The organism is Rhodoferax sp. LS1R11 (assembly GCF_056521395.1).
Genome location: NZ_JBWMAW010000001.1, coordinates 209,717 through 229,753, shown reverse-complemented (window position 1 = coordinate 229,753; position 20,037 = coordinate 209,717). Strand labels below are relative to the sequence as shown.

The 20,037-nt window shown below is 59.7% G+C and carries 18 protein-coding genes; 12 read left to right on the top strand and 6 right to left on the bottom strand.

The features are described 5' to 3' along the window. From AC097N_RS01115 to AC097N_RS01095, 5 genes are all read right to left on the bottom strand, one after another. A complete protein-coding gene (locus tag AC097N_RS01115) occupies positions 1-489 on the bottom strand; it encodes a hypothetical protein (RefSeq protein ID WP_479578887.1) in 489 nt (162 codons plus the stop codon). After that, positions 486-869 (bottom strand): hypothetical protein, encoded by a 384-nt coding sequence (locus AC097N_RS01110; protein WP_479578886.1) that lies wholly within the window; start codon positions 867-869, stop codon positions 486-488. Before AC097N_RS01110 ends, AC097N_RS01115 begins: the two co-directional genes overlap by 4 nt. Positions 870-923: 54 nt before the next feature. Further along, positions 924-1,304, bottom strand: a complete 381-nt coding sequence (locus tag AC097N_RS01105) for a hypothetical protein (RefSeq protein WP_479578885.1) — start codon at positions 1,302-1,304, stop codon at positions 924-926. Between the two features lie 65 nt (positions 1,305-1,369). Then, positions 1,370-1,534: a DUF1328 domain-containing protein gene (locus tag AC097N_RS01100; protein WP_479578884.1), complete on the bottom strand. Its 165-nt coding sequence runs from the start codon at positions 1,532-1,534 to the stop codon at positions 1,370-1,372. Between the two features lie 184 nt (positions 1,535-1,718). Then, positions 1,719-3,092: a CHASE3 domain-containing protein gene (locus tag AC097N_RS01095; RefSeq protein ID WP_479578883.1), complete on the bottom strand. Its 1,374-nt coding sequence runs from the start codon at positions 3,090-3,092 to the stop codon at positions 1,719-1,721. Positions 3,093-3,148: 56 nt separating this feature from the next. Between AC097N_RS01095 and AC097N_RS01090 the strand changes: the two genes are divergently transcribed. Next, positions 3,149-3,784, top strand: coding sequence for a response regulator (locus AC097N_RS01090; protein ID WP_479578882.1), 636 nt, complete (start codon positions 3,149-3,151; stop codon positions 3,782-3,784). A gap of 6 nt (positions 3,785-3,790) precedes the next feature. Here AC097N_RS01090 and AC097N_RS01085 read toward each other — a convergent pair whose 3' ends face one another. Further along, positions 3,791-4,201 (bottom strand): response regulator transcription factor, encoded by a 411-nt coding sequence (locus tag AC097N_RS01085; protein WP_479579186.1) that lies wholly within the window; start codon positions 4,199-4,201, stop codon positions 3,791-3,793. A 320-nt stretch (positions 4,202-4,521) separates the two neighbouring features. On the opposite strand from AC097N_RS01085, the gene AC097N_RS01080 reads away from it, so the two are divergent. The 11 genes from AC097N_RS01080 (at position 4,522) to AC097N_RS01030 (ending at position 20,030) form a co-directional block, all read left to right on the top strand. After that, positions 4,522-5,277, top strand: coding sequence for an SDR family NAD(P)-dependent oxidoreductase (locus AC097N_RS01080; RefSeq protein ID WP_479578881.1), 756 nt, complete (start codon positions 4,522-4,524; stop codon positions 5,275-5,277). Between the two features lie 118 nt (positions 5,278-5,395). Continuing rightward, complete coding sequence (bktB, locus tag AC097N_RS01075) at positions 5,396-6,583, top strand: beta-ketothiolase BktB (protein ID WP_479578880.1); 1,188 nt, start codon at positions 5,396-5,398, stop codon at positions 6,581-6,583. 28 nt (positions 6,584-6,611) lie between these two features. After that, complete coding sequence (locus AC097N_RS01070) at positions 6,612-8,534, top strand: type IV pili methyl-accepting chemotaxis transducer N-terminal domain-containing protein (RefSeq protein ID WP_479578879.1); 1,923 nt, start codon at positions 6,612-6,614, stop codon at positions 8,532-8,534. Between the two features lie 8 nt (positions 8,535-8,542). Further along, the gene (locus tag AC097N_RS01065; RefSeq protein ID WP_479578878.1) at positions 8,543-9,259 is read left to right on the top strand and encodes a response regulator; all 717 of its coding nucleotides are present in this window, start codon (positions 8,543-8,545) and stop codon (positions 9,257-9,259) included. A gap of 162 nt (positions 9,260-9,421) precedes the next feature. Continuing rightward, positions 9,422-10,678 (top strand): MFS transporter, encoded by a 1,257-nt coding sequence (locus tag AC097N_RS01060; protein WP_479578877.1) that lies wholly within the window; start codon positions 9,422-9,424, stop codon positions 10,676-10,678. Positions 10,679-10,705: 27 nt separating this feature from the next. After that, on the top strand, positions 10,706-12,334 hold the full coding sequence (locus AC097N_RS01055) for an MFS transporter (protein ID WP_479578876.1): 1,629 nt from the start codon (positions 10,706-10,708) through the stop codon (positions 12,332-12,334). A 90-nt stretch (positions 12,335-12,424) separates the two neighbouring features. Beyond that, positions 12,425-16,243, top strand: a complete 3,819-nt coding sequence (locus AC097N_RS01050) for a nitrate reductase subunit alpha (protein ID WP_479578875.1) — start codon at positions 12,425-12,427, stop codon at positions 16,241-16,243. Between the two features lie 10 nt (positions 16,244-16,253). Further along, positions 16,254-17,777: a nitrate reductase subunit beta gene (gene narH, locus AC097N_RS01045; RefSeq protein WP_479578874.1), complete on the top strand. Its 1,524-nt coding sequence runs from the start codon at positions 16,254-16,256 to the stop codon at positions 17,775-17,777. Positions 17,778-17,780: 3 nt separating this feature from the next. Then, on the top strand, positions 17,781-18,488 hold the full coding sequence (gene narJ, locus AC097N_RS01040) for a nitrate reductase molybdenum cofactor assembly chaperone (protein WP_479578873.1): 708 nt from the start codon (positions 17,781-17,783) through the stop codon (positions 18,486-18,488). Continuing rightward, the gene (gene narI, locus AC097N_RS01035; RefSeq protein WP_479578872.1) at positions 18,485-19,219 is read left to right on the top strand and encodes a respiratory nitrate reductase subunit gamma; all 735 of its coding nucleotides are present in this window, start codon (positions 18,485-18,487) and stop codon (positions 19,217-19,219) included. Before narJ ends, narI begins: the two co-directional genes overlap by 4 nt. A gap of 10 nt (positions 19,220-19,229) precedes the next feature. Next, positions 19,230-20,030, top strand: a complete 801-nt coding sequence (locus AC097N_RS01030) for a peptidylprolyl isomerase (protein ID WP_479578871.1) — start codon at positions 19,230-19,232, stop codon at positions 20,028-20,030. Positions 20,031-20,037 lie beyond the last annotated feature (7 nt).

The window sequence follows — 20,037 nt, the reverse complement described above, 5'->3', positions numbered from 1 at the left end:
TTACGGTGCATCGGGCCTGCCCGACTTCTGCTGCGCCTGAATCAGCGAGGTCAAGACGGCCAGCCATGAGCGTACCGGCATTTTCGCCACGGCGCGAGACAGCAGTTGCGGCATCAACCCGGCGAACAAAGCGGGCGTAAGGAGCCATCGCCAGGGTCGGGCTTTGACCAACACGCCCCCCACCAGTGCGGCAACGAGAATCAGGCCCAACGGATGACGCTTTGCCATCGGTTGCACAATGGTTTTTGCCGCCTCAGCGGCGACCAGGCAGGCCGTTCGAAATGGGTGCTCGGCCCACCAGGCCATCCCGGCATCGATCATGACATCTGCGCCAGGAATTGACTTCAGGGTGTCAAGCCACGCAGGAAGAGACGCGCCATCGGGCCGGATCTTCGCACCAACCGACGATGACGAATTGGACTTCAGAGCGGCTCGCAAACCTTCCCTGGAAATGGCCAGACGCTCGGAGGGTGACAAAACCGTGCTCATGCTTGACCCGCCTCGCGCAACATGGCCATATCAGCCTTCAACTGGATCCTGACATTGTCAAAAGTTTGCCCCGTCTCCTTGGACTGTGCCGCAAAGCGGCACGCCATCGCGACGATCAACGGCAACAATGGAGCAACAAACAGTGCCCAAGGCGCCTGGATGTTGGCGGCGGGGGTCACAGCCCACAACATGAGCGCCACACCGGCAAGAACAACCCCCACGCCAACACAGCACAAAGCCACCGCATTCAGCATCGCCTGCTTTCGCCAGGCGGCCGATGCCCTACCCATCTCGTCTGAAACGAGTTCGGCATAGGCCTCAACGTGATCGACCAACAGTTGGGGCCGGGCGGCGATCAAGTGCAGGAATGGATAGATCATGGAGATCGTTCTCTGAGAATGCGATGGTCTGCTGGGCTCAAATGAAGCGTGTGCCTAGCGGTGGTCGCGTGAACGGCTGATCAGGCTGGTCAGTGCCATCAGGGCTGCACCCGTGGCCGCGGCAATCAGCAGCGACTTGACCGGCTCTTCCTTGATGTAGTTTGTTGTGCTTTCAGAAACACGGGTAGCCCGGTCGCGCAGATTTTGAGATGTCTCGCGAACACTGTCGACACCGCGCTGCGCGAAGGCACTGACTTGCTCAGAGGCCCGATCCAGCATGGGGACAGCCTGGTGGCGCATGTCCTGAACCGTGGCCGTCAAACGGTCCAATGCTTCATTGGTGGCGCGCTGGGTGGACTGAATCGCCTCATCGGCTGACTGCGCAGCCTGCTCGGCAAGATGGGTGGCCTGGTCAGTCGAAGTTTTTAAAAACATGGTATTTCCTTTGAAGTAAAACAGGGTTGAAAAGGTGCGCGCGCAAGGTTTTAAAAACCCGGATTTCAGCGTCTTTTGATGAGTCCAAAAAGGAAGCTTGCTACAGCCAAAATGGCAAAAACGATGAACAAAATCTTGCCTATTTCGACAGCGCTTGCAGCAATACCGCCAAAACCAAACAGCGCAGCAATCAATGCGATAACAAAAAATACAACAGCATAGTGCAGCATGACAAGTCTCCTGGTTGAGATTCGCGGCGGACCGCCCGGATTTAGGTTGATCGCAACTCGGTGGATGCAATGGCCCAAGTTTGAGCTGGCAGGCTCAAACCGGGGATCAGTCAAACGCGCGCACAAATGTCGGGAAAATCCGTGATCCCGCGTAGGACGTCACTGACAGAAGAGACGCGCAAATTTAAAGACGAACGGCCGCGCCGGAAATCGCTAATACGGACTCTGGCAGCCTGGCTTGAATCAGCGTGCCTGCGCCAGGTGATGACCGAAGGGTCAAGGTGCCCCCCTCCGCCTCCACACGAAAGCGCATGCCAGCAAGCCCATAGGCAGACTTGGGCGTAACCGTGCTGTCAAACCCAGCCCCGTCGTCGCGTACGGAGACCTCAACCTGGCCGTCACGTGTGGCCAGACTGATCCACACATGCTTCGCGCGGGCATATTTGGTGATGTTGGTGATGGCTTCCTGCACCAGCCGGTACACCATCAACTCAGCCGCAGCGTTCAACTTCACCGGCTCCAAGGCACAGTCCACTTCAACACCGGACTGCTCGGCAAACTCGCGCGTGAGAATTTCGAGCGTTGCCACCAGCCCCAGATTTCCCAATGCAGACGGCCGCAGGTTCTCGATGATGCCCCGGCCCAGGGCAATACCACTGTTGAGCGTTCCAACCAGGTGGGCAAGCAACTCCAGGGCCTCGGGCGCCTTGTCGGCCAGGCGTGACTTGATCCGGGCCGCATCCAGCTTGGCAGAGGTCAGCAATGCACCCAGCTCATCATGTAAATTGCGGGCAAGCCGGCTGCGCTCGTCTTCACGCGCCGTCAACAAATGGTGCGTCAGTTCCGACAACTGCGCCGTGCGTTGTCTCACTTCGATTTCCAGCCGGTCACGCTCGGCCTGAATCAGGCGTTGGACCTCCTCCTGCTGTTTCTCCAGCTTATAGGTCTGTCGCATGTACATGAACAACGCCAGCAAACTGAAAACACTGAACAGCGCCACGCCGGTACGCCGCATCGAGAGGGTTGCGTTCATACGTTTGCGATTCTCAGAAAAATTCAATCGCTCCTCCTCAAGCAACTCACCGCTGAGCAGACGTATCGCCTCCATCTTTTCCTTGCCGATATCGCTGAGAATCAACTCCCTGGCCGCATCCACCTTGCCGTCCCTGTATAGCTGGATCGTGAGAGTAATCTCCGACATCTTGGTATCTTTCAAACGCTCCAACTTGTCAAGAATGGCCATTTTTTCAGGCTTTCCCGCGTAGTAGTTCTCCAGCGTTTGGAAGGTCTGATCAATGGTCTTGACGGCTTCGTTGTACGGCTGAAGGTATTCCTGGCGACCCGTCAATAAATAGCCGCGTTGGCCGGTCTCGGCGTCAACGATGCCACGGGACAGGTTGCGAATGTTCACGCGGGCCGTGGTGCTTGCATCCAACTCATCGAGCTCGCTGGCAGACCGGAGATAGGCGGCTTCGCTGATCAACAAAGTGGCCAGGGTCGCCGCCAACGCCAGGGCAAAAACACCCGGACTGTGCTTGATGACTGCCAATATTTTCATCTTCTACCCATATCAAAAATTGTGGGATCATTCAGCATGCACAGAGATTTCACCTCATGATCAGAATTGCCATTGTTGACGACCATGCGATGGTTCGCGCCGGTCTGCGCCAATTTTTCGCTGACCAGATCGACTTTGTCGTGGTTGCGGAAGCTGCCAACGGCCGCGATGCACTTGATATTGTGCGCAAAGGCGAGGTGGATGTCGTCCTCATGGACATCTCCATGCCCGACCACAGCGGTGTGGATGCACTCGCGGCCATCAAGGCGCGGGCTCCTGATCTGCCGGTGCTGATCTTGAGCGGTTTTCCAGAAGAGCATTACGCCACCACCCTGTTGCGCCAGGGTGCCAGCGGGTATCTGAACAAAGACTGCGACCCGGAAGAAATCATCCGGGCGATCCGTACGGTATGCCGGGGTCGCAAATACATCACCGCCGGTGTGGCCGAGCGGCTTGCCGAAGGCCTGAGCGGCGGCGGCGGCGACGCGCCCTTGCATGAACAGTTGTCGGAGCGGGAGTTACAGGTTTTTTTGCGACTGGCCAAAGGTGAAGCGGTCGGGCATATGGCGATCAGCATGTCGCTGAGTGTCAAAACCATCAGCACATACCGTACGCGGGTGATGGAGAAGATGAAGCTGGAGTCCAACAGCGACTTGACTTACTACGCCATGAAGAATGGCTTGATTCAATAATCACAGTCAGTTCAATGCACCGGGAACAGTGTTCCCGGCTTCACCGGCCGCCAAACGTGTGCAGTAAAGGATCAAGGCGTCAATCTCGGTGGACTTGTCGAAAACCTTGTCAGCGCCCAGCTCAAAGCACTTACGCCGTATGTCTTTGGTGGCGTAGTTGCTCAGTACCACGACTTTGTGCGGTTGCGCCAGCCCGCTGGAGAACCTGAGAACACCCAGGCCGGAACCGCTTTTGAGGAAAATGTCAACGATCAACAGGTCAACGTGATTGCCCGGCTGGGTCAGCCATTGCACGGCCGCGAGTTCGTCCTCCGCGGTGCCTACGACTTCCACCGGCACAAGTTCTTCCAGTGTGGCAATCAGGCTCTCACGGATAACCGGGCTGTCTTCGACAATGTAAGTCTTGAGTTTGGGCATGGGCTGTAGCACCGTGATTTCGGGCTGCTGAGCCTGCAACACCCGCCGTTCACCCCCATAACGCTCGCTATCGGTAGTACTGAGTGCGGGCGTATTGCTGATCATAGATTGTGGGGGGTTGGCTTTGCCTGAGTATGCACACGAAACATAGGCAATGCTACTGGTGGCGAACGCGCCTTTGTGTCAGATAAATCCTACAAGGCAACTTTCTACCAGCTGATGGGAGCTTATGACGAAACGGGCGCCTTGACTGTTCGCTGGCGCGCATAGCGAGAATACATCACCAAGACAGAGAATCGGTGAGTTCCTAAAATGCGGCCATGAACACCCACCTCTACATATTGACAGGCGCCTCGCGTGGCATGGGACTGGCCATGGCGGAGCAATTGCTGGGCAGCCAGAACTTCCTGCTGTGTATCTCCCGCCAAGCCAATGCACAACTCGCCGCGCGTGCAGCATCAGAGCAAGCCCCGCTGGAACAGTGGATGCTGGACCTGGAGCACGCCATCGCGGCAGCTGACAAGCTGTCGGATTGGCTGGTTCACCGCAAGGCCACGACATTCTCCAGTGCGACATTGATCAACAACGCCGGAGTTATACCCGCCATTGCGCCATTAAGCGACTCCGCCCCCACCGAGCTGACGCGTGCGCTTCGGGTCGGTCTGGAAGCCCCCATGCTGCTCACTGCGGCGTTCTTGAATGCCACTGAACCGTGGGGCATTGCGCGCAAGGTGCTCAATATCTCTTCCGGGCTGGGCCGTCGGGCCATGGCATCACAGGCGGCCTACTGCGCGGCCAAAGCCGGCATGGACCACTTCACGCGATGTCTGGCGCTGGACGAGGCGCTCAAACCGCACGGCGCCAAAGTCTGCTCACTGGCGCCTGGCGTGATTGATACGGACATGCAGGTCCAGTTGCGGGAAGCGGCCGAGTCGTCGTTTCCAGACCAGGGGGCCTTTACACAACTCAAGGACAACGGGTTACTGGCGTCACCAGCCGCAGCCGCAGCCCGTGTGCTGGCGTATCTTGGGCGCCCGGACTTTGGCAGCAACCCCGTCGCAGATGTGCGGGAGTGATAATTGCGGTCCCCTGCAGCAAGCTTGATTCAGACCAAACGATCAGTAAGATGTCGATAAGCGTTTGGTCGCACACTGCATTGCTTTTCAAGCATATTCCATTATTTAGGAGACATCCATGAGCCGTGAAGTTGTTGTTGTTAGTGGTGTTCGCACCGCCATTGGGACCTATGGCGGCAGCCTGAAGGACATTCCACCAACCGAATTGGCTGCGCAAGTCGTACGCGAATCGCTGGCGCGCGCCAACGTGGCGGGTGCCGATGTGGGCCACGTGGTGTTTGGCCATGTGGTCAATACCGAACCCAAAGACATGTACCTCTCACGCGTGGCGGCCATCAATGGCGGTTGTGCTGAAAGCACACCTGCTTACAACGTGAACCGCCTGTGTGGGTCAGGCCTGCAGGCCATTATTTCTGCCAGCCAGTCGATCCTGTTGGGCGACACGGACATCGCCATTGGCGGTGGTGCCGAGAACATGAGTCGTGGTCCCTATGCCAGCCTGACGGCGCGCTGGGGCGCCCGCATGGGTGACACCAAGATGGTCGATATGGTGGTGGGCGCACTTCACGACCCCTTCCACAGCATCCACATGGGGGTCACGGCTGAAAACATCGCTGCCAAGTGGGGCATCACCCGCGAAGAGCAGGACGCGATTGCGGTCGAAAGCCATAACCGGGCACAGCGCGCCACAGAAGCTGGCTACTTCACCAGCCAGATCATGCCGGTCATCCTCAAGAGCAAAAAGGGAGACGTTGCCTACGCCACGGACGAACATTTCCGCCCCAACTGCTCATTGGCCGACATGGCCAAACTCAAGCCCGCGTTCCTGAAAGAAAACGGCACCGTCACTGCCGGCAACGCCTCCGGCATCAACGACGCTGCTGCCGCTGTCGTGTTGATGGAAGCAGGCACTGCCAAGGCGCGCGGCCTGAAACCAATGGCACGCCTGGTGGCCTATGCCCATGCAGGTGTTGACCCCAAATACATGGGTATTGGCCCGGTGCCGGCAACCCAACTCGCCTTGAAGAAAGCCGGACTGACGGTGAGCGACCTGGACGTGATTGAGGCCAACGAAGCTTTTGCCGCGCAAGCTTGCGCCGTCTCCCGCGATCTGGGCCTGGACCCGGCCAAGGTCAATCCCAATGGTTCAGGTATTTCCCTGGGTCACCCCATTGGCGCCACGGGTGCCTTGATCACGGTCAAGGCGCTATATGAATTGGAACGCATTGGTGGTCGCTACGCCTTGGTGACGATGTGCATTGGTGGCGGCCAGGGCATTGCCGCCATTTTCGAGCGCGTGTCCTGATCAGACAGGTCAACACGGAAAGCGGCGCATGACCCACCACAGGCACTGGAGCCTGGGTGCCAAGCTGGCACTGGTTGGTGCGCCCTTCCTCTTGTTGGCGCTGCTGTCCACAGCGGCAACGCTGTGGGTCTCCTGGCAACTGGATGGCGGCGCCGCCGCCGTCAACGAAGCTGGCCGCATGCGGATGCAGTCCTACCGCATGGCGCTCTCCATCGGCACAGGGGAAACCAGCGGGTTGGCCGGCCAGGTCAAGGCGTTTGAACACAGTCTGAGTGAACTGAAGAACGGCGACCCCGAACGCCCCCTGTTTGTACCGTGGGACACCACCGTGCGCGCACGCTTTGCAACGGTTGAGCAGGATTGGGCACGATACCGGTCCCGCTGGATAGGCACCCGCCCTCTCGTTCTGACCGATCTTCGCAGCGAAACGGTTACTTTCTCCAACCACATCGATGCACTGGTGAGCAGCATCGAGACCCACATGGCCCATTGGACGGCCATGCTGCACCTGCTGCAGATGTCCATGCTCGCCATGGCCATACTGGGTGCGGCGGTCTTGCTGTATACCGGGTACATGTTCGTCCTGGAGCCTGTGAGCCAGCTCAAGCAGGCCATTGAAAAAATACAGGCAGGTGATTTTTCGGCCCGCGTCGAACGGGTGACCAGCGACGAATTCGGCACGCTGGCGGACGGCTTCAATGGCATGGCGGAACACCTTCAGTCCATGTACCGCAACCTGGAACGCAAGGTCGCAGAGAAGACCGCCCAGCTCGAAGAAAAGCACGAGCGGCTGGAAAGCCTCTACGAGGTCACCGCACTCGTTGCCAAAGCCACCTCCCTGGATGAACTGGCGCAAGGCTTTGTTAAAAATATTGTTCGCATCGCGCACGCAGATGGCGCTGCGATCCGGTGGTCGGACCAGACCAACCAGCGTTACCTGATGATGGCCGCCCAGGGACTGCCAACCACCATGGTGGATGCCGAACGGTGCATCGAAAAAGGGGACTGCCATTGCGGCACCGCCGCCCCGCAAACAGGCTTGCGCGTCATCCCCATCCATGCCCTGGCCCAATCATCGCTTTTGCATTGCGAGAAGGCCGGGTTTGAGACGGTGGTCAGCATCCCCGTGCATTTGCACGATCGCCTGATGGGCGAGGTCAATCTGTTTTTTCATGCCCGGGGCAGCCCGTCCCAGGCCGAACGCTCGTTGCTGGAAGCCCTCTGCAGCCACCTGGCCAGTGCGATGGAAAACCTGCGGCTCAATGCCCTGGAGAAAGAAGCGGCCGTGTCTCAAGAGCGCCACTTGTTGGCCCGGGAACTGCATGACTCCATCGCCCAATCTCTGGCGTTTCTCAAAATTCAAGTGCAACTGATGCGCGATGCCGTGCAATCCGGCAATTCAATCGAGATCAAACAGGTACTCGAAGAAATTGACATCGGTGTGCGTGAAAGTTACGGCGATGTACGGGAGTTGCTGCTGCACTTTCGCACCCGGACCAACACCGAAGACATTGAACCGGCACTGGCCACCACGCTGCGAAAATTTGAACACCAAAGCGGTATGAAAGCATCCCTGTCCATGCAGGGCCAAGGCATGCCGTTGACACCCGATCTGCAGATACAGGCATTACACATCGTGCAGGAAGCCCTGTCGAACGTCCGCAAGCACGCCCGGGCGTCCCAGGTGTGGCTTGACGTACAACAGCAACCCACGTGGCGCTTTGAGGTCAGGGACGACGGCATCGGGTTCCTGCCCAACAGTGACAAGCTGGATGAGACCCATGTTGGCCTGCGCATCATGTCCGAACGTGCGCAGCGCATTGGGGCGGAACTGGACGTGATCTCCACCCCGGGGCATGGCAGCTCCATCATTCTCACCATGCCGGTTCCGTCGCACCCGATGCCCGCCGGATCCGCGCTCGCCGTGAAACCTACCCCGATTGCGGCATGATTCATGTCATGCAACCACTCCACGCCTCTCCCATTCGCATTCTGGTGGTCGACGACCACACCCTGTTCAGACGCGGCCTGACCGCCTTGCTGGCCCGCGACCCGAACCTGAGTGTGATAGGCGATGCAGCTGATGCCGGACAAGCCTTGCGAAAGGCGCAGGAACTGCAACCTGACCTCATCCTGCTCGACAACCACCTGCCCGGTGTCAATGGGGTCGATGCCCTGCCCGCCCTGAAAGAGGCCGCACCCCACGCCCGCATCCTGATGCTGACCGTCAGCGAGGACGAAAACGACCTGGCCGCAGCCTTGCGCGGCGGTGCAGATGGTTACCTGCTCAAAACCATCGAAGGCGATGACCTCACCGCCGCCCTTCATCGGGCTATGCAGGGCGACAGCATCATTGCACCTGAAATGATGAGCAAGCTGGTGGCCGCGTACCGGGGTGCGGCCAGCAAAGCGCCAACCATTGCCACGCCAGAGACGGGCTTAACGGCACCCGCGTCCGAGCTAAGCAGCCCTGATGCAGCCATTGCCAGCCTGTCACCGCGCGAACTGGATATTTTGCGCGGCATCGTGCGCGGTGCCAGCAACAAGGAAATTGCGCGCGAGCATGGCATTGCCGAAACCACCGTCAAAATCCACGTCCAGCACGTCTTGCGCAAACTCGATGTCAGCTCCCGCGTGCATGCCGCCGTCATGGCAACCGGGAACGGCCTGCTTTGATCTGGCGCAAGTTCCGGCGATAAAACCGCCGGACTAGTTCTTCAGAACTACGGAGAGACCGGGCGGGGTAGTTCCTTTTACCTGGCCCAGTGCTACCTCAGAGGGATACCGCCGACGTAGCACGCGTCCTAAAGTCATGTCATGCAAAAAGGAGTTTTTGACATGACAAAAAAAGGACAAGCACTTTCGGTCCTGATCGTGAGCACACTGGCATTCACGGTGTGCTTCATGGTCTGGATGATGTTTGGCGTGATTGGCATCCCGATCAAGAAGGCCCTGGGCCTGAACGCCACAGAATTCGGCCTGCTCACCGCCACGCCGGTATTGACCGGCTCACTGATTCGGGTGCCGCTGGGCATCTGGACCGACAAGTACGGCGGGCGCATCGTGATGACGATCCTGATGGCGCTCACGGTGCCCGCCATCTGGCTGATGAGTTACGCCACGGTCTACTGGCATTTTCTGACCATTGGTCTGTTTGTGGGTTTGGCCGGTGGCTCCTTCTCAGTAGGCACCCCTTATGTGGCGCGCTGGTTTCCCAAGAAACAACAAGGGTTTGCGATGGGCGTTTACGGCGCGGGCAACTCGGGCGCAGCGGTCAATAAATTTGTCGCACCCGCACTGGTGGTGGCCTTTGGCTGGGCCATGGTGCCGCAGGTGTATGCGGCCATCATGCTGGGCACCGTGGTGCTGTTCTGGCTCTTCAGCCACAGCGACCCGAGTCACCTGGTTCCCAGCAATGTCAAGTTCACCGACCAGCTGAAGTCCCTCAAAGACCCCAAGGTACTGAAGTACTGTCAGTACTACAGCATCGTGTTCGGCGGGTATGTGGCCCTGTCCTTGTGGATGGTGCAGTACTACGTGGGCGAGTTCGGGCTGGACATCCGCTCCGCCGCCCTGCTGGCGGCGTGTTTCTCCCTGCCCGGTGGCGTCTTGCGTGCCGTGGGCGGCTGGATGTCTGACAAATGGGGCGCGCACAGTGTGACCTGGTGGGTACTCTGGGTCAGCTGGATTTGCCTGTTCCTGCTGAGCTACCCGCAAACCGACTTCACCATCACCACAATTGACGGCCCCAAGACTTTTCACCTCGGTCTGAACGTCTACGCCTTCACTGGTTTGATGTTTGTCCTGGGCATTGCATTTGCCTTCGGCAAAGCCAGCGTGTTCAAGTACATCAGCAATGACTACGCCGGCAACATTGGCGCCATCAGCGGCATTGTGGGTTTGGCGGGCGGATTGGGCGGCTTTGTGCTGCCCATCATGTTCGGCGCCCTCATGGACCTCACCGGCATCCGCTCCAGCGCCTTCATGCTGATGTATGGCGTCGTCTGGGTGTCCCTGATCTGGATGTACTGGACCGAAGTACGTCGCAGCGAGCTCATGGGCAGCAACGCCGTCCCAACACCCCTGCAGAGCTGAATCCGCCTTTTTTCTTCGAAAGAACCCATGAGTACAAAAACACAATCCGGTGCAGACATCGTCGACTGGCGGCCGGAAGACGCCACGTTTTGGGAAAACACCGGCAAAAAGATAGCCTATCGAAATCTCTGGATCTCCATCCCCAGCCTGCTGTGCGGCTTTGCCATCTGGGGCATGTGGGGCATCATCACCGTGCAGATGCTCAACCTGGGCTTTCCGTTCACCCAGGCCGAGTTGTTCACGCTGACGGCCATTTCCGGGCTGGCCGGGGCCACCATGCGCATTCCGGCCTCGTTCCTGATCCGCCTTGCCGGTGGGCGCAACACCATCTTCCTGACGACCGCCATGTTGCTGGCCCCCGCCATCGGCACCGGCATCGCGCTGCAGCACAAGGAATGGCCGCTCTGGGTCTTCCAGCTGATGGCGCTGTGGTCGGGCGTGGGTGGCGGCAACTTTGCCAGCTCCATGTCCAACATCAGCACCTTCTTCCCCAAGCGCCTGCAGGGCACGGCACTGGGACTGAATGCCGGCCTGGGCAACTTCGGCGTGACCACGATGCAGATCGTGATTCCGCTGGTCATGACCATGAGCCTCTTCGGGAGCTTCGGCGGTGAGTCCATGACCCTGGTGAAAGACAGTGGCTGGATTTTCGGCAAGATCCTGGCGGGCACGCCCACCTGGATCCAGAACGCCGGTTTTGCCTGGCTGTTGTCGCTGATTCCCTTGTCCGCCCTGTGCTACCTGGGCATGAACAACCTCAGCACCGTGTCGCCCAACATCGGCAGCACGATCGGCGCCTTCCTCAAGATCATCTGGCTCTACACCCTGTCGTTTGTGCCCGCTGGCCTCGGCCTGTATTTGTATCTGCCCAAGCCCACGGGTCTGGGTCTGCTGAACATGTGGGTGGCCATGCCGCTGATCATCGTCAGCACGCTGGGGGTCATGAAGCTCACCGCTTTTGGCACGATGAAGGACAACATCAACAAGCAGTTCGCCATCTTCAGCAACAAGCACACCTGGTCAATGACGGCGCTCTACATCGTGACCTTCGGCTCGTTCATTGGCTTCTCCATGGCGCTGCCATTGGCCATCACCGTGATCTTTGGCATCAGCCACATCCCGGACGCAGCAGGCGTGATGCAGCACACGCTTAAAAATCCCCACGCGCCGTCGGCCTTGACCTACGCCTGGATCGGCCCCTTTGTCGGCGCGCTGGTGCGGCCTATTGGTGGCTGGATCTCCGACAAGGTCGGCGGTTCCATCGTGACGCAAGTGATCTCGGTGGTGATGGTAGCCGCCTCTGGTGCGGTGGGTTACGTGATGATGCAAGCCTATGGCTCTGCCTCGCCTGAGCAGTACTTCTCCACCTTCATGTGGCTCTTTGTGGCGCTGTTTGCGGCCAGCGGCATTGGCAACGGCTCCACCTTCCGCAGCATTGGCGTCATTTTTGACCGCCAGCAAGCGGGCCCCGTGCTGGGCTGGACTTCTGCGATTGCCGCCTACGGCGCCTTCATTGCCCCGGTGGTCATTGGCGCCCAGATCAAGGCCGGTACCCCCCAGATGGCCATGTACGGTTTTGCGGTGTTTTACGCCCTGTGCCTGGTGTTGAACTGGTGGTTCTACCTGCGCGCAGGCTCGGAAATCAAGAACCCATAACGCTATTTTTTTTATAGCTACTCCCGCACGATGCACGGCGGCTACAGCCTGTTTTTATATAAATTTTCTCCCTTTTTAACGAGGTATTCCATGAGCCACTTTCTGGATCGACTCAGCTACTTTTCCCAACCCAGGGAACCCTTCTCGGGCGACCATGGCGTGACCAACGGTGAAGACCGTACCTGGGAAGACGCCTACCGCGACCGCTGGGCGCACGACAAGATCGTGCGCTCCACCCACGGCGTGAACTGCACCGGTTCGTGCTCGTGGAAGATCTACGTCAAAGGCGGCATCGTCACCTGGGAAACCCAGCAGACCGACTACCCCCGCACCCGCTGGGACATGCCCAACCACGAACCCCGTGGCTGCGCACGCGGCGCCAGCTACAGCTGGTACCTCTACAGCGCCAACCGCGTGAAGTACCCGCTGGTGCGTGGCCGCCTGCTCAAACTGTGGCGTGAAGCCCGCCTGTCCCATGACCCGGTGGATGCGTGGGCGTCCATCGCCCAGTCCGATGCCAAGCGCAAGGACTACCAAAGCGTGCGTGGCCTGGGCGGCTTTGTGCGCTCCAGTTGGGACGAGGTCAATGAGATGGTGGCCGCGGCCAACGTCTACACCATCAAAAAACACGGCCCTGACCGCATCATCGGCTTCTCGCCGATCCCTGCCATGTCGATGGTCTCGTATGCCGCAGGCAGCCGCTACCTGAGCCTGATCGGCGGCGTGTGCATGAGCTTTTACGACTGGTACTGCGACCTGCCACCGGCCAGCCCCCAGATCTGGGGCGAACAAACCGACGTGCCCGAGTCGGCCGACTGGTACAACTCCAGCTACATCATTGCCTGGGGTTCCAACGTGCCCCAGACGCGCACGCCGGACGCCCACTTCTTCACCGAGGTGCGTTACAAGGGCACCAAGACCGTGGCGATCACGCCCGATTACTCGGAAGTCGCCAAACTCTCCGACATCTGGATGAAGCCCAAGCAAGGGACGGACGCCGCCGTGGCCATGGCCATGGGCCATGTGATCCTGAAAGAGTTTTACTTCCCTGATGGCGGCAAGCCGCGCAGCGCGTATTTCGACAACTACGTGCGCCGCTACACCGACATGCCCATGCTGGTGATGCTCAAAGAGCAGCAACTGCCCACGGGTGAAACCGTGATGGTGCCCGACCGTTATGTGCGCGCCTCCGACTTCAACGGCAAGCTCGGCGCCGCCAACAACCCCGACTGGAAAACCGTGGCGCTGGACGACAGTGGCAAGGTGGTCTTGCCCCACGGCGCCATCGGTTTTCGCTGGGGCCCGGATGGCCGGGCCGATGAAGGCCAATGGAACCTGGAAGCCAAGGAAGCCCGCCACGGCAATGAGGTCAAGCTCAAGCTCTCGGTGATGGAAGGTCAAAACCCGAGCACCGAGACCGCCAAGGTGGGCTTCCCCTACTTCGGCGGCATCGTGAGCGAGCATTTCCCCAACAATGCCACAGGTGCAGGCGCCAACAATGTGCTGGTGCGCACCGTGCCTGTGCAACGCATTTCGCTCGGCAAGGAAGGTGACAAGCGCGAAGCACTGGTCGCCACCGTGTTTGACCTGCAGGTGGCTAACTACGGCGTGGCCCGCGGCCTGCCAGGTGAGCTGGCCGCCAAAGACTTTGACGACGACACCCCGTACACACCGGCCTGGCAAGAACGCATCACCGGCACCCCGCGTGAGCAACTCATCACCGTGGCCCGCCAGTTTGCCGACAACGCCGACAAGACCCAGGGCAAGTCCATGGTCATCATTGGCGCGGCCATGAACCACTGGTACCACGCCGACATGAACTACCGCGGCGTCATCAACATGCTGATGATGTGCGGCTGCATTGGCCAAAGCGGCGGCGGCTGGGCGCACTATGTGGGCCAGGAAAAGCTGCGCCCCCAAACCGGCTGGACCGCCCTGGCGTTTGCACTCGACTGGATTCGCCCACCCCGGCAGATGAACTCCACCAGCTTCTTCTACGCCCACACCGACCAGTGGCGCTACGAGAAACTGGGCATGGAAGAAGTGCTCTCGCCGCTGGCTGACAAAAAGCTCTACGGCGGCAGCATGATCGACTACAACGTACGCGCCGAACGCATGGGCTGGCTGCCCTCTGCGCCCCAGTTGCAAACCAACCCCATGCAAGTGGTGCGCGACGCGAACGCCGCCGGCATGGACCCCAAGGACTACACCGTCAAGGGGCTCAAGGACGGCTCGCTCAAAATGAGCTGTGAAGACCCGGACCACCCCGCCAACTGGCCGCGCAACATGTTCGTGTGGCGCTCCAACATTCTGGGCTCCAGCGGCAAGGGGCATGAATACTTCCTGAAGCACCTGCTGGGCACCAGCAACGGCGTGCAGGGCAAAGACATGGGCAAAGACGAAGCCAAGCCCACCGAGGTGGTGTGGCACGACAAGGCCCCTGAGGGCAAGCTCGACCTGCTGGTGACGCTGGACTTCCGCATGAGCACCACGTGCCTGTACTCCGACATCGTGTTGCCCACCGCCACCTGGTATGAGAAGAACGACCTCAACACCAGCGACATGCACCCCTTCATCCACCCCCTGTCCACGGCGGTGGACCCCGCGTGGCAGTCCCGCAGCGACTGGGACATCTACAAAGGTTTTGCCGAAAAGTTCAGCGAAGTCTGCGTGGGCCATTTGGGTGTTGAACGCGAGATGGTGTTGACGCCGTTGATGCATGACTCTCCGTCCGAGTTGGCTCAGCCTTTTGGCGTGCAGGACTGGAAGCGTGGCGAGATCGACCTGATCCCCGGCAAGACCGCCCCCAACATGCAGGTGGTGGAGCGGGACTACCCGAACGTCTACAAGCGCTTCACCGCGCTCGGACCTTTGATGAACAAGGTGGGCAACGGCGGCAAAGGCATCAGCTGGAACACCCAGGTTGAGGTCAAACAACTGGGCGAACTCAACGGTCTGGTCACGGCAGAAGGTGTGACCTGCGGCATGCCGAAAATCGAGACCGACATTGACGCCTGTGAAGTGGTGCTGCAACTCGCTCCTGAGACCAATGGCCACGTGGCGGTCAAGGCCTGGAAGGCCCTGGGCAAACAAACCGGTCTGGACCACACCCATTTGGCCATCTACCGCGAAGACGAAAAAATCCGCTTTCGCGACATCCAGGCGCAACCGCGCAAGATCATCAGCTCGCCCACCTGGAGCGGCATTGAGAGCGAGACCGTGTCGTACAACGCTGGCTACACCAACGTGCACGAGATGATTCCATGGCGCACCCTGACCGGGCGCCAGCAGTTCTACATGGATCACCCCTGGATGACGGCGTTTGGCGAGGGCTTCACCAGCTACCGGCCGCCGGTCGACCTGAAGACCACCGTGGACATTCAGAACATCAAGCCCAATGGCAACAAAGAGATTGCGCTGAACTTCATCACGCCGCACCAGAAATGGGGTATCCACTCCACCTACAGCGACAACCTGATGATGCTCACCCTCAACCGGGGCGGCACCGTCATCTGGCTGAGTGAAGACGATGCCAAGAGCGTGGGCATTGAGGACAACGACTGGGTGGAGCTGTTCAACCTCAACGGCGCCGTAGCGGCCCGTGCGGTGGTAAGCCAGCGCGTCAAACCCGGCATGGTGATGATGTACCACTCGCAGGAGAAGATCATCAACACCCCCGGCTCCGAGATCACCGGCATGCGCGGCGGCATTCACAACTCGGTCACCCGCATTGTGCTCAAGCCCACCCACATGATTGGCGGCTACGCGCAGTTCAGCTACGGCTTCAACTACTACGGAACCATTGGCACCAACCGCGACGAATTTGTTGTGGTGCGCAAGATGAGCAAGGTGGACTGGCTGGAAGAGGAAGCCAATTTCAACAACGCCGCAACACCTGCCCACGCCTAAGGAGAACCCAATGAAAATTCGCGCACAAATCGGCATGGTGCTCAACTTGGACAAGTGCATCGGTTGCCACACTTGCTCGGTCACCTGCAAAAACGTCTGGACCAACCGCCCCGGCATGGAATACGCCTGGTTCAACAACGTCGAGACCAAACCCGGCATCGGCTACCCCAAGGAGTGGGAGAACCAGGACAAGTGGAACGGTGGCTGGGTCCGCAAGGCCAACGGCAAGATCGAGCCGCGCCAGGGCGCCAAATGGAAGCTGCTCATGCGCATCTTCGCCAACCCCAACCTGCCGGAGATTGACGACTACTACGAGCCCTTCACGTTCGACTACGCACACCTGCAATCCGCGCCCGAGATGAAAGCGACACCCACCGCACGCCCACGCAGCCTGATCACTGGCAAGCGCATGGAAAAGATCGAATGGGGTCCGAACTGGGAGGAAATTCTGGGTGGCGAGTTTTCCAAGCGCAGCAAGGACAAGAACTTCGACGACATCCAGAAGGACATCTACGGCCAGTTCGAGAACACCTTCATGATGTACCTGCCCCGGCTGTGCGAGCACTGCCTGAACCCAGCGTGCGTGGCCAGCTGCCCCTCAGGCTCCATCTACAAACGCGAGGAAGACGGCATTGTGCTGATCGACCAGGACAAATGCCGCGGCTGGCGCATGTGCGTGAGCGGTTGCCCGTACAAAAAGATTTACTACAACTGGAAGTCCGGCAAGGCCGAGAAATGCATCTTCTGCTACCCCCGCATTGAAGCCGGTCAACCGACCGTCTGCAGTGAGACCTGCGTCGGCCGTATTCGCTACCTCGGCGTGTTGCTCTACGATGCGGACCGAATTCAGGAAGCCGCCAGCGTCGAGCATGATCGTGATCTGTACCAGGCGCAGTTGGATATTTTCCTGAACCCCAACGACCCGGCCGTCATTGAGCAGGCACGCATCGACGGTATCCCCGACAAGTGGATGGAAGCCGCACGCAAGAGCCCGGTGTACAAAATGGCCGTGGACTGGAAAGTCGCCCTGCCGCTGCACCCCGAGTACCGCACCCTACCCATGGTCTGGTATGTGCCACCGCTCTCGCCCATCAGCGCCGCGGCGAATGCAGGCCAAATTGGCATCAACGGCGAAATACCGGATGTCAAACAGCTGCGCATTCCGGTCAAGTACCTGGCCAACCTGCTGACTGCGGGCGACACCCAGCCCGTGGAGCGCGCCCTGGAACGCATGCTGGCCATGCGCGCCTACCAACGCGAAAAACATGTGGACGGTCGCATCAACACCGCGGCACTGGACCAGGTCCAGATGACGCAGGCCGATGTCGAAGAGATGTACCACGTGATGGCCATTGCCAACTACGAAGACCGCTTCGTCATCCCCAGCAGCCACCGCGAATACGCCGAAAACACCTTTGACATGCGGGGCGGCTGCGGCTTCTCGTTTGGCAACGGCTGTTCTGACGGCGCGAGCGAAACCAGCTTGTTCGGCGGCACCAAGAAACGCACCATTCCCATCAAGGCGGAGGTTTAAGCCATGGCAATCCCGAACGCATCCATCAGCCTGCGGGTGTTCGCCCGCCTGCTGTCCTACCCTGACGCCACCCTGCGCAGCCAATTTGGCGACATGCGTGTTGCACTGCAGGCCGACAAGGCCGCACCAGTGGGGCGTCTCGCAGAACTGGACACCCTGATCACCCACCTGGAGCGCGGCGATGCGCTGGAGGTTGAAGCCCAGTACGTGGAACTGTTCGACCGCGGTCGTGCCACCTCCCTGCATTTGTTTGAACACGTGCACGGCGACTCGCGCGACCGGGGCCCGGCCATGATCGACCTGGCACAGACCTACGAAAAAGCAGGCTTGTTCCTGGCCCCCGACGAGATGCCGGACTACCTGCCCGTGGTGCTTGAGTTTGTGTCCACCCAGCCGCCCAGGGAGGCCCGAGCCTTTTTGAGCGAGATGGCGCACATCTTCAATGCCATCTTCAATGCCCTGCAGCAACGCAGCAGCGCCTATGCCAGCGTGCTGGGCGCCCTGATTGAACTCGCGGGCGAGAAGGCGCATGCCGTCAAGGTGGTGGCAGACGAATCCATCGACGCCGCCTGGGAAGAGCCCGTGGTGTTCGACGGCTGCTCCACCAAAGGCCAGGCCAAACCCGGCGCCGTCCAACCCATTCACTTTGTCAAAAATGAAGCGACCCATGCCAGTGCCAAGGTGGCCGCCCCCACAGGAGTATCACCATGAATGCACTCGACAATTTCCTGTTCGGCTTGTACCCCTACATTTGCCTCACCGTCTTTCTGCTGGGCAGCCTGATCCGGTTCGATCGGGACCAATACACCTGGAAGAGTGACTCCTCCCAGTTGCTCAAGGCGGGTCAGCTGCGAATCGGGAGCAACCTGTTTCACATTGGTGTGTTATTCCTGTTCTTCGGTCATTTGTTTGGCATGTTGACACCCCACTTTGTGTACGAGCACTTCATCGGTGCGGGCGCCAAACAACTCATGGCCATGGTCAGTGGTGGCATTGCCGGCCTGTTGGGATTTATCGGGGTCACCGTGCTGCTGCACCGCCGCCTGTTTGAGCCCCGCATCCGCATCAACTCAAAAACCAGTGACATCGTTTTGCTGATCCTGCTGTGGCTGCAACTGGCGCTGGGCCTGGCCACCATCCCCCTGTCGGCACAGCACCTGGATGGCAGCATGATGATGCGCCTTGCCGAATGGGCGCAGCGCATCGTGACGTTCCGTGCCGGAGCACCTGAACTCCTCGCTGAAGCGGGCTTTGTCTTCAAGATGCACATGTTCCTGGGCATGAGCATTTTCCTGATCTTCCCGTTCACCCGCCTGGTTCACGTGTGGAGCGGCTTTGGCGCCGTGGCCTACCTGGTGCGCCCCTACCAGGTGGTGCGCGCCCGCCGCCTGAATGTGCCTGCCGGGCATAACCAGCCTCGCCGTCCTGGCGCTGGCGTTTGAGGAATTGACCATGCAAACCGCAACCCTGAATCCTGCCCCTGTGGCCGCTCTGGCCCGTATCAATGGCGTGGCACTAAATACGGTGGAAGAAAATCTCTCTGGCGACGACTTGCGCCAACGAGCCTACTCTGAGCTGCTGCGTCAAGCCGCGATAGCAAGCGGCTTGCTGCCAGACAGCGACGTGGCCTCGCCGGACGGCGTTCTCAGTGAAGAAGCTGCCAGTGCGATTGAGGTCTTGCTGGAGCAAAGCCTGGTCATTCCGGACCCCTCGGAGGCAGCGTGCAAACGCCACCACACGGCGAACCAGGCGACCTACAGCACGGGAGAACGTGTGCATGTGCGTCACATCCTGTTTGCGGTAACGCAAGGCGTCGACGTTGTCGCGCTGCGCAATCGCGCGGAAACCACCCTGCTGGACGTGCGCTGCCATGACGGCAAAAACCTGGAGGACGCGTTCTCCAAGGCGGCGGGCACGCTCTCCAATTGCCCCAGCGGGGCTGAAGGCGGCGACCTGGGTTGGCTCAGCACGTCGGATTGCGCACCGGAGTTTGCAAAGGAGCTTTTCGGGCATGCGGAAGTGGGCGTCCTGCCCCGCCTGGTGCACAGCCGTTTTGGGCTGCATGTGGTGGAGGTGCTGGCGCGTGAGCCCGGCGTTGATCAGCCATTTGAATCGGTGCGCGGCGCAGTCGCCATGTCGTTGCGGCAAAAGACCTACGTCACGGCGCTGCGTCAATACCTCGGGCTTCTGGCGGGTCAAGCCGTGGTTGAGGGCGTGGACCTGGAAGCCACAGAGACGCCGCTCGTTCAGTGAGCGAACA

What these genes read in the sequence shown, in the direction of transcription:
- AC097N_RS01115 (WP_479578887.1), bottom strand. Translation starts at nt 489, where the DNA reads ATGAGCACGGTTTTGTCACCCTCCGAGCGTCTGGCCATTTCCAGGGAA.
- AC097N_RS01110 (WP_479578886.1), bottom strand. Translation starts at nt 869, where the DNA reads ATGATCTATCCATTCCTGCACTTGATCGCCGCCCGGCCCCAACTGTTG.
- AC097N_RS01105 (WP_479578885.1), bottom strand. Translation starts at nt 1,304, where the DNA reads ATGTTTTTAAAAACTTCGACTGACCAGGCCACCCATCTTGCCGAGCAG.
- AC097N_RS01100 (WP_479578884.1), bottom strand. Translation starts at nt 1,534, where the DNA reads ATGCTGCACTATGCTGTTGTATTTTTTGTTATCGCATTGATTGCTGCG.
- AC097N_RS01095 (WP_479578883.1), bottom strand. Translation starts at nt 3,092, where the DNA reads ATGAAAATATTGGCAGTCATCAAGCACAGTCCGGGTGTTTTTGCCCTG.
- AC097N_RS01090 (WP_479578882.1), top strand. Translation starts at nt 3,149, where the DNA reads ATGATCAGAATTGCCATTGTTGACGACCATGCGATGGTTCGCGCCGGT.
- AC097N_RS01085 (WP_479579186.1), bottom strand. Translation starts at nt 4,201, where the DNA reads ATGCCCAAACTCAAGACTTACATTGTCGAAGACAGCCCGGTTATCCGT.
- AC097N_RS01080 (WP_479578881.1), top strand. Translation starts at nt 4,522, where the DNA reads ATGAACACCCACCTCTACATATTGACAGGCGCCTCGCGTGGCATGGGA.
- bktB (WP_479578880.1), top strand. Translation starts at nt 5,396, where the DNA reads ATGAGCCGTGAAGTTGTTGTTGTTAGTGGTGTTCGCACCGCCATTGGG.
- AC097N_RS01070 (WP_479578879.1), top strand. Translation starts at nt 6,612, where the DNA reads ATGACCCACCACAGGCACTGGAGCCTGGGTGCCAAGCTGGCACTGGTT.
- AC097N_RS01065 (WP_479578878.1), top strand. Translation starts at nt 8,543, where the DNA reads ATGCAACCACTCCACGCCTCTCCCATTCGCATTCTGGTGGTCGACGAC.
- AC097N_RS01060 (WP_479578877.1), top strand. Translation starts at nt 9,422, where the DNA reads ATGACAAAAAAAGGACAAGCACTTTCGGTCCTGATCGTGAGCACACTG.
- AC097N_RS01055 (WP_479578876.1), top strand. Translation starts at nt 10,706, where the DNA reads ATGAGTACAAAAACACAATCCGGTGCAGACATCGTCGACTGGCGGCCG.
- AC097N_RS01050 (WP_479578875.1), top strand. Translation starts at nt 12,425, where the DNA reads ATGAGCCACTTTCTGGATCGACTCAGCTACTTTTCCCAACCCAGGGAA.
- narH (WP_479578874.1), top strand. Translation starts at nt 16,254, where the DNA reads ATGAAAATTCGCGCACAAATCGGCATGGTGCTCAACTTGGACAAGTGC.
- narJ (WP_479578873.1), top strand. Translation starts at nt 17,781, where the DNA reads ATGGCAATCCCGAACGCATCCATCAGCCTGCGGGTGTTCGCCCGCCTG.
- narI (WP_479578872.1), top strand. Translation starts at nt 18,485, where the DNA reads ATGAATGCACTCGACAATTTCCTGTTCGGCTTGTACCCCTACATTTGC.
- AC097N_RS01030 (WP_479578871.1), top strand. Translation starts at nt 19,230, where the DNA reads ATGCAAACCGCAACCCTGAATCCTGCCCCTGTGGCCGCTCTGGCCCGT.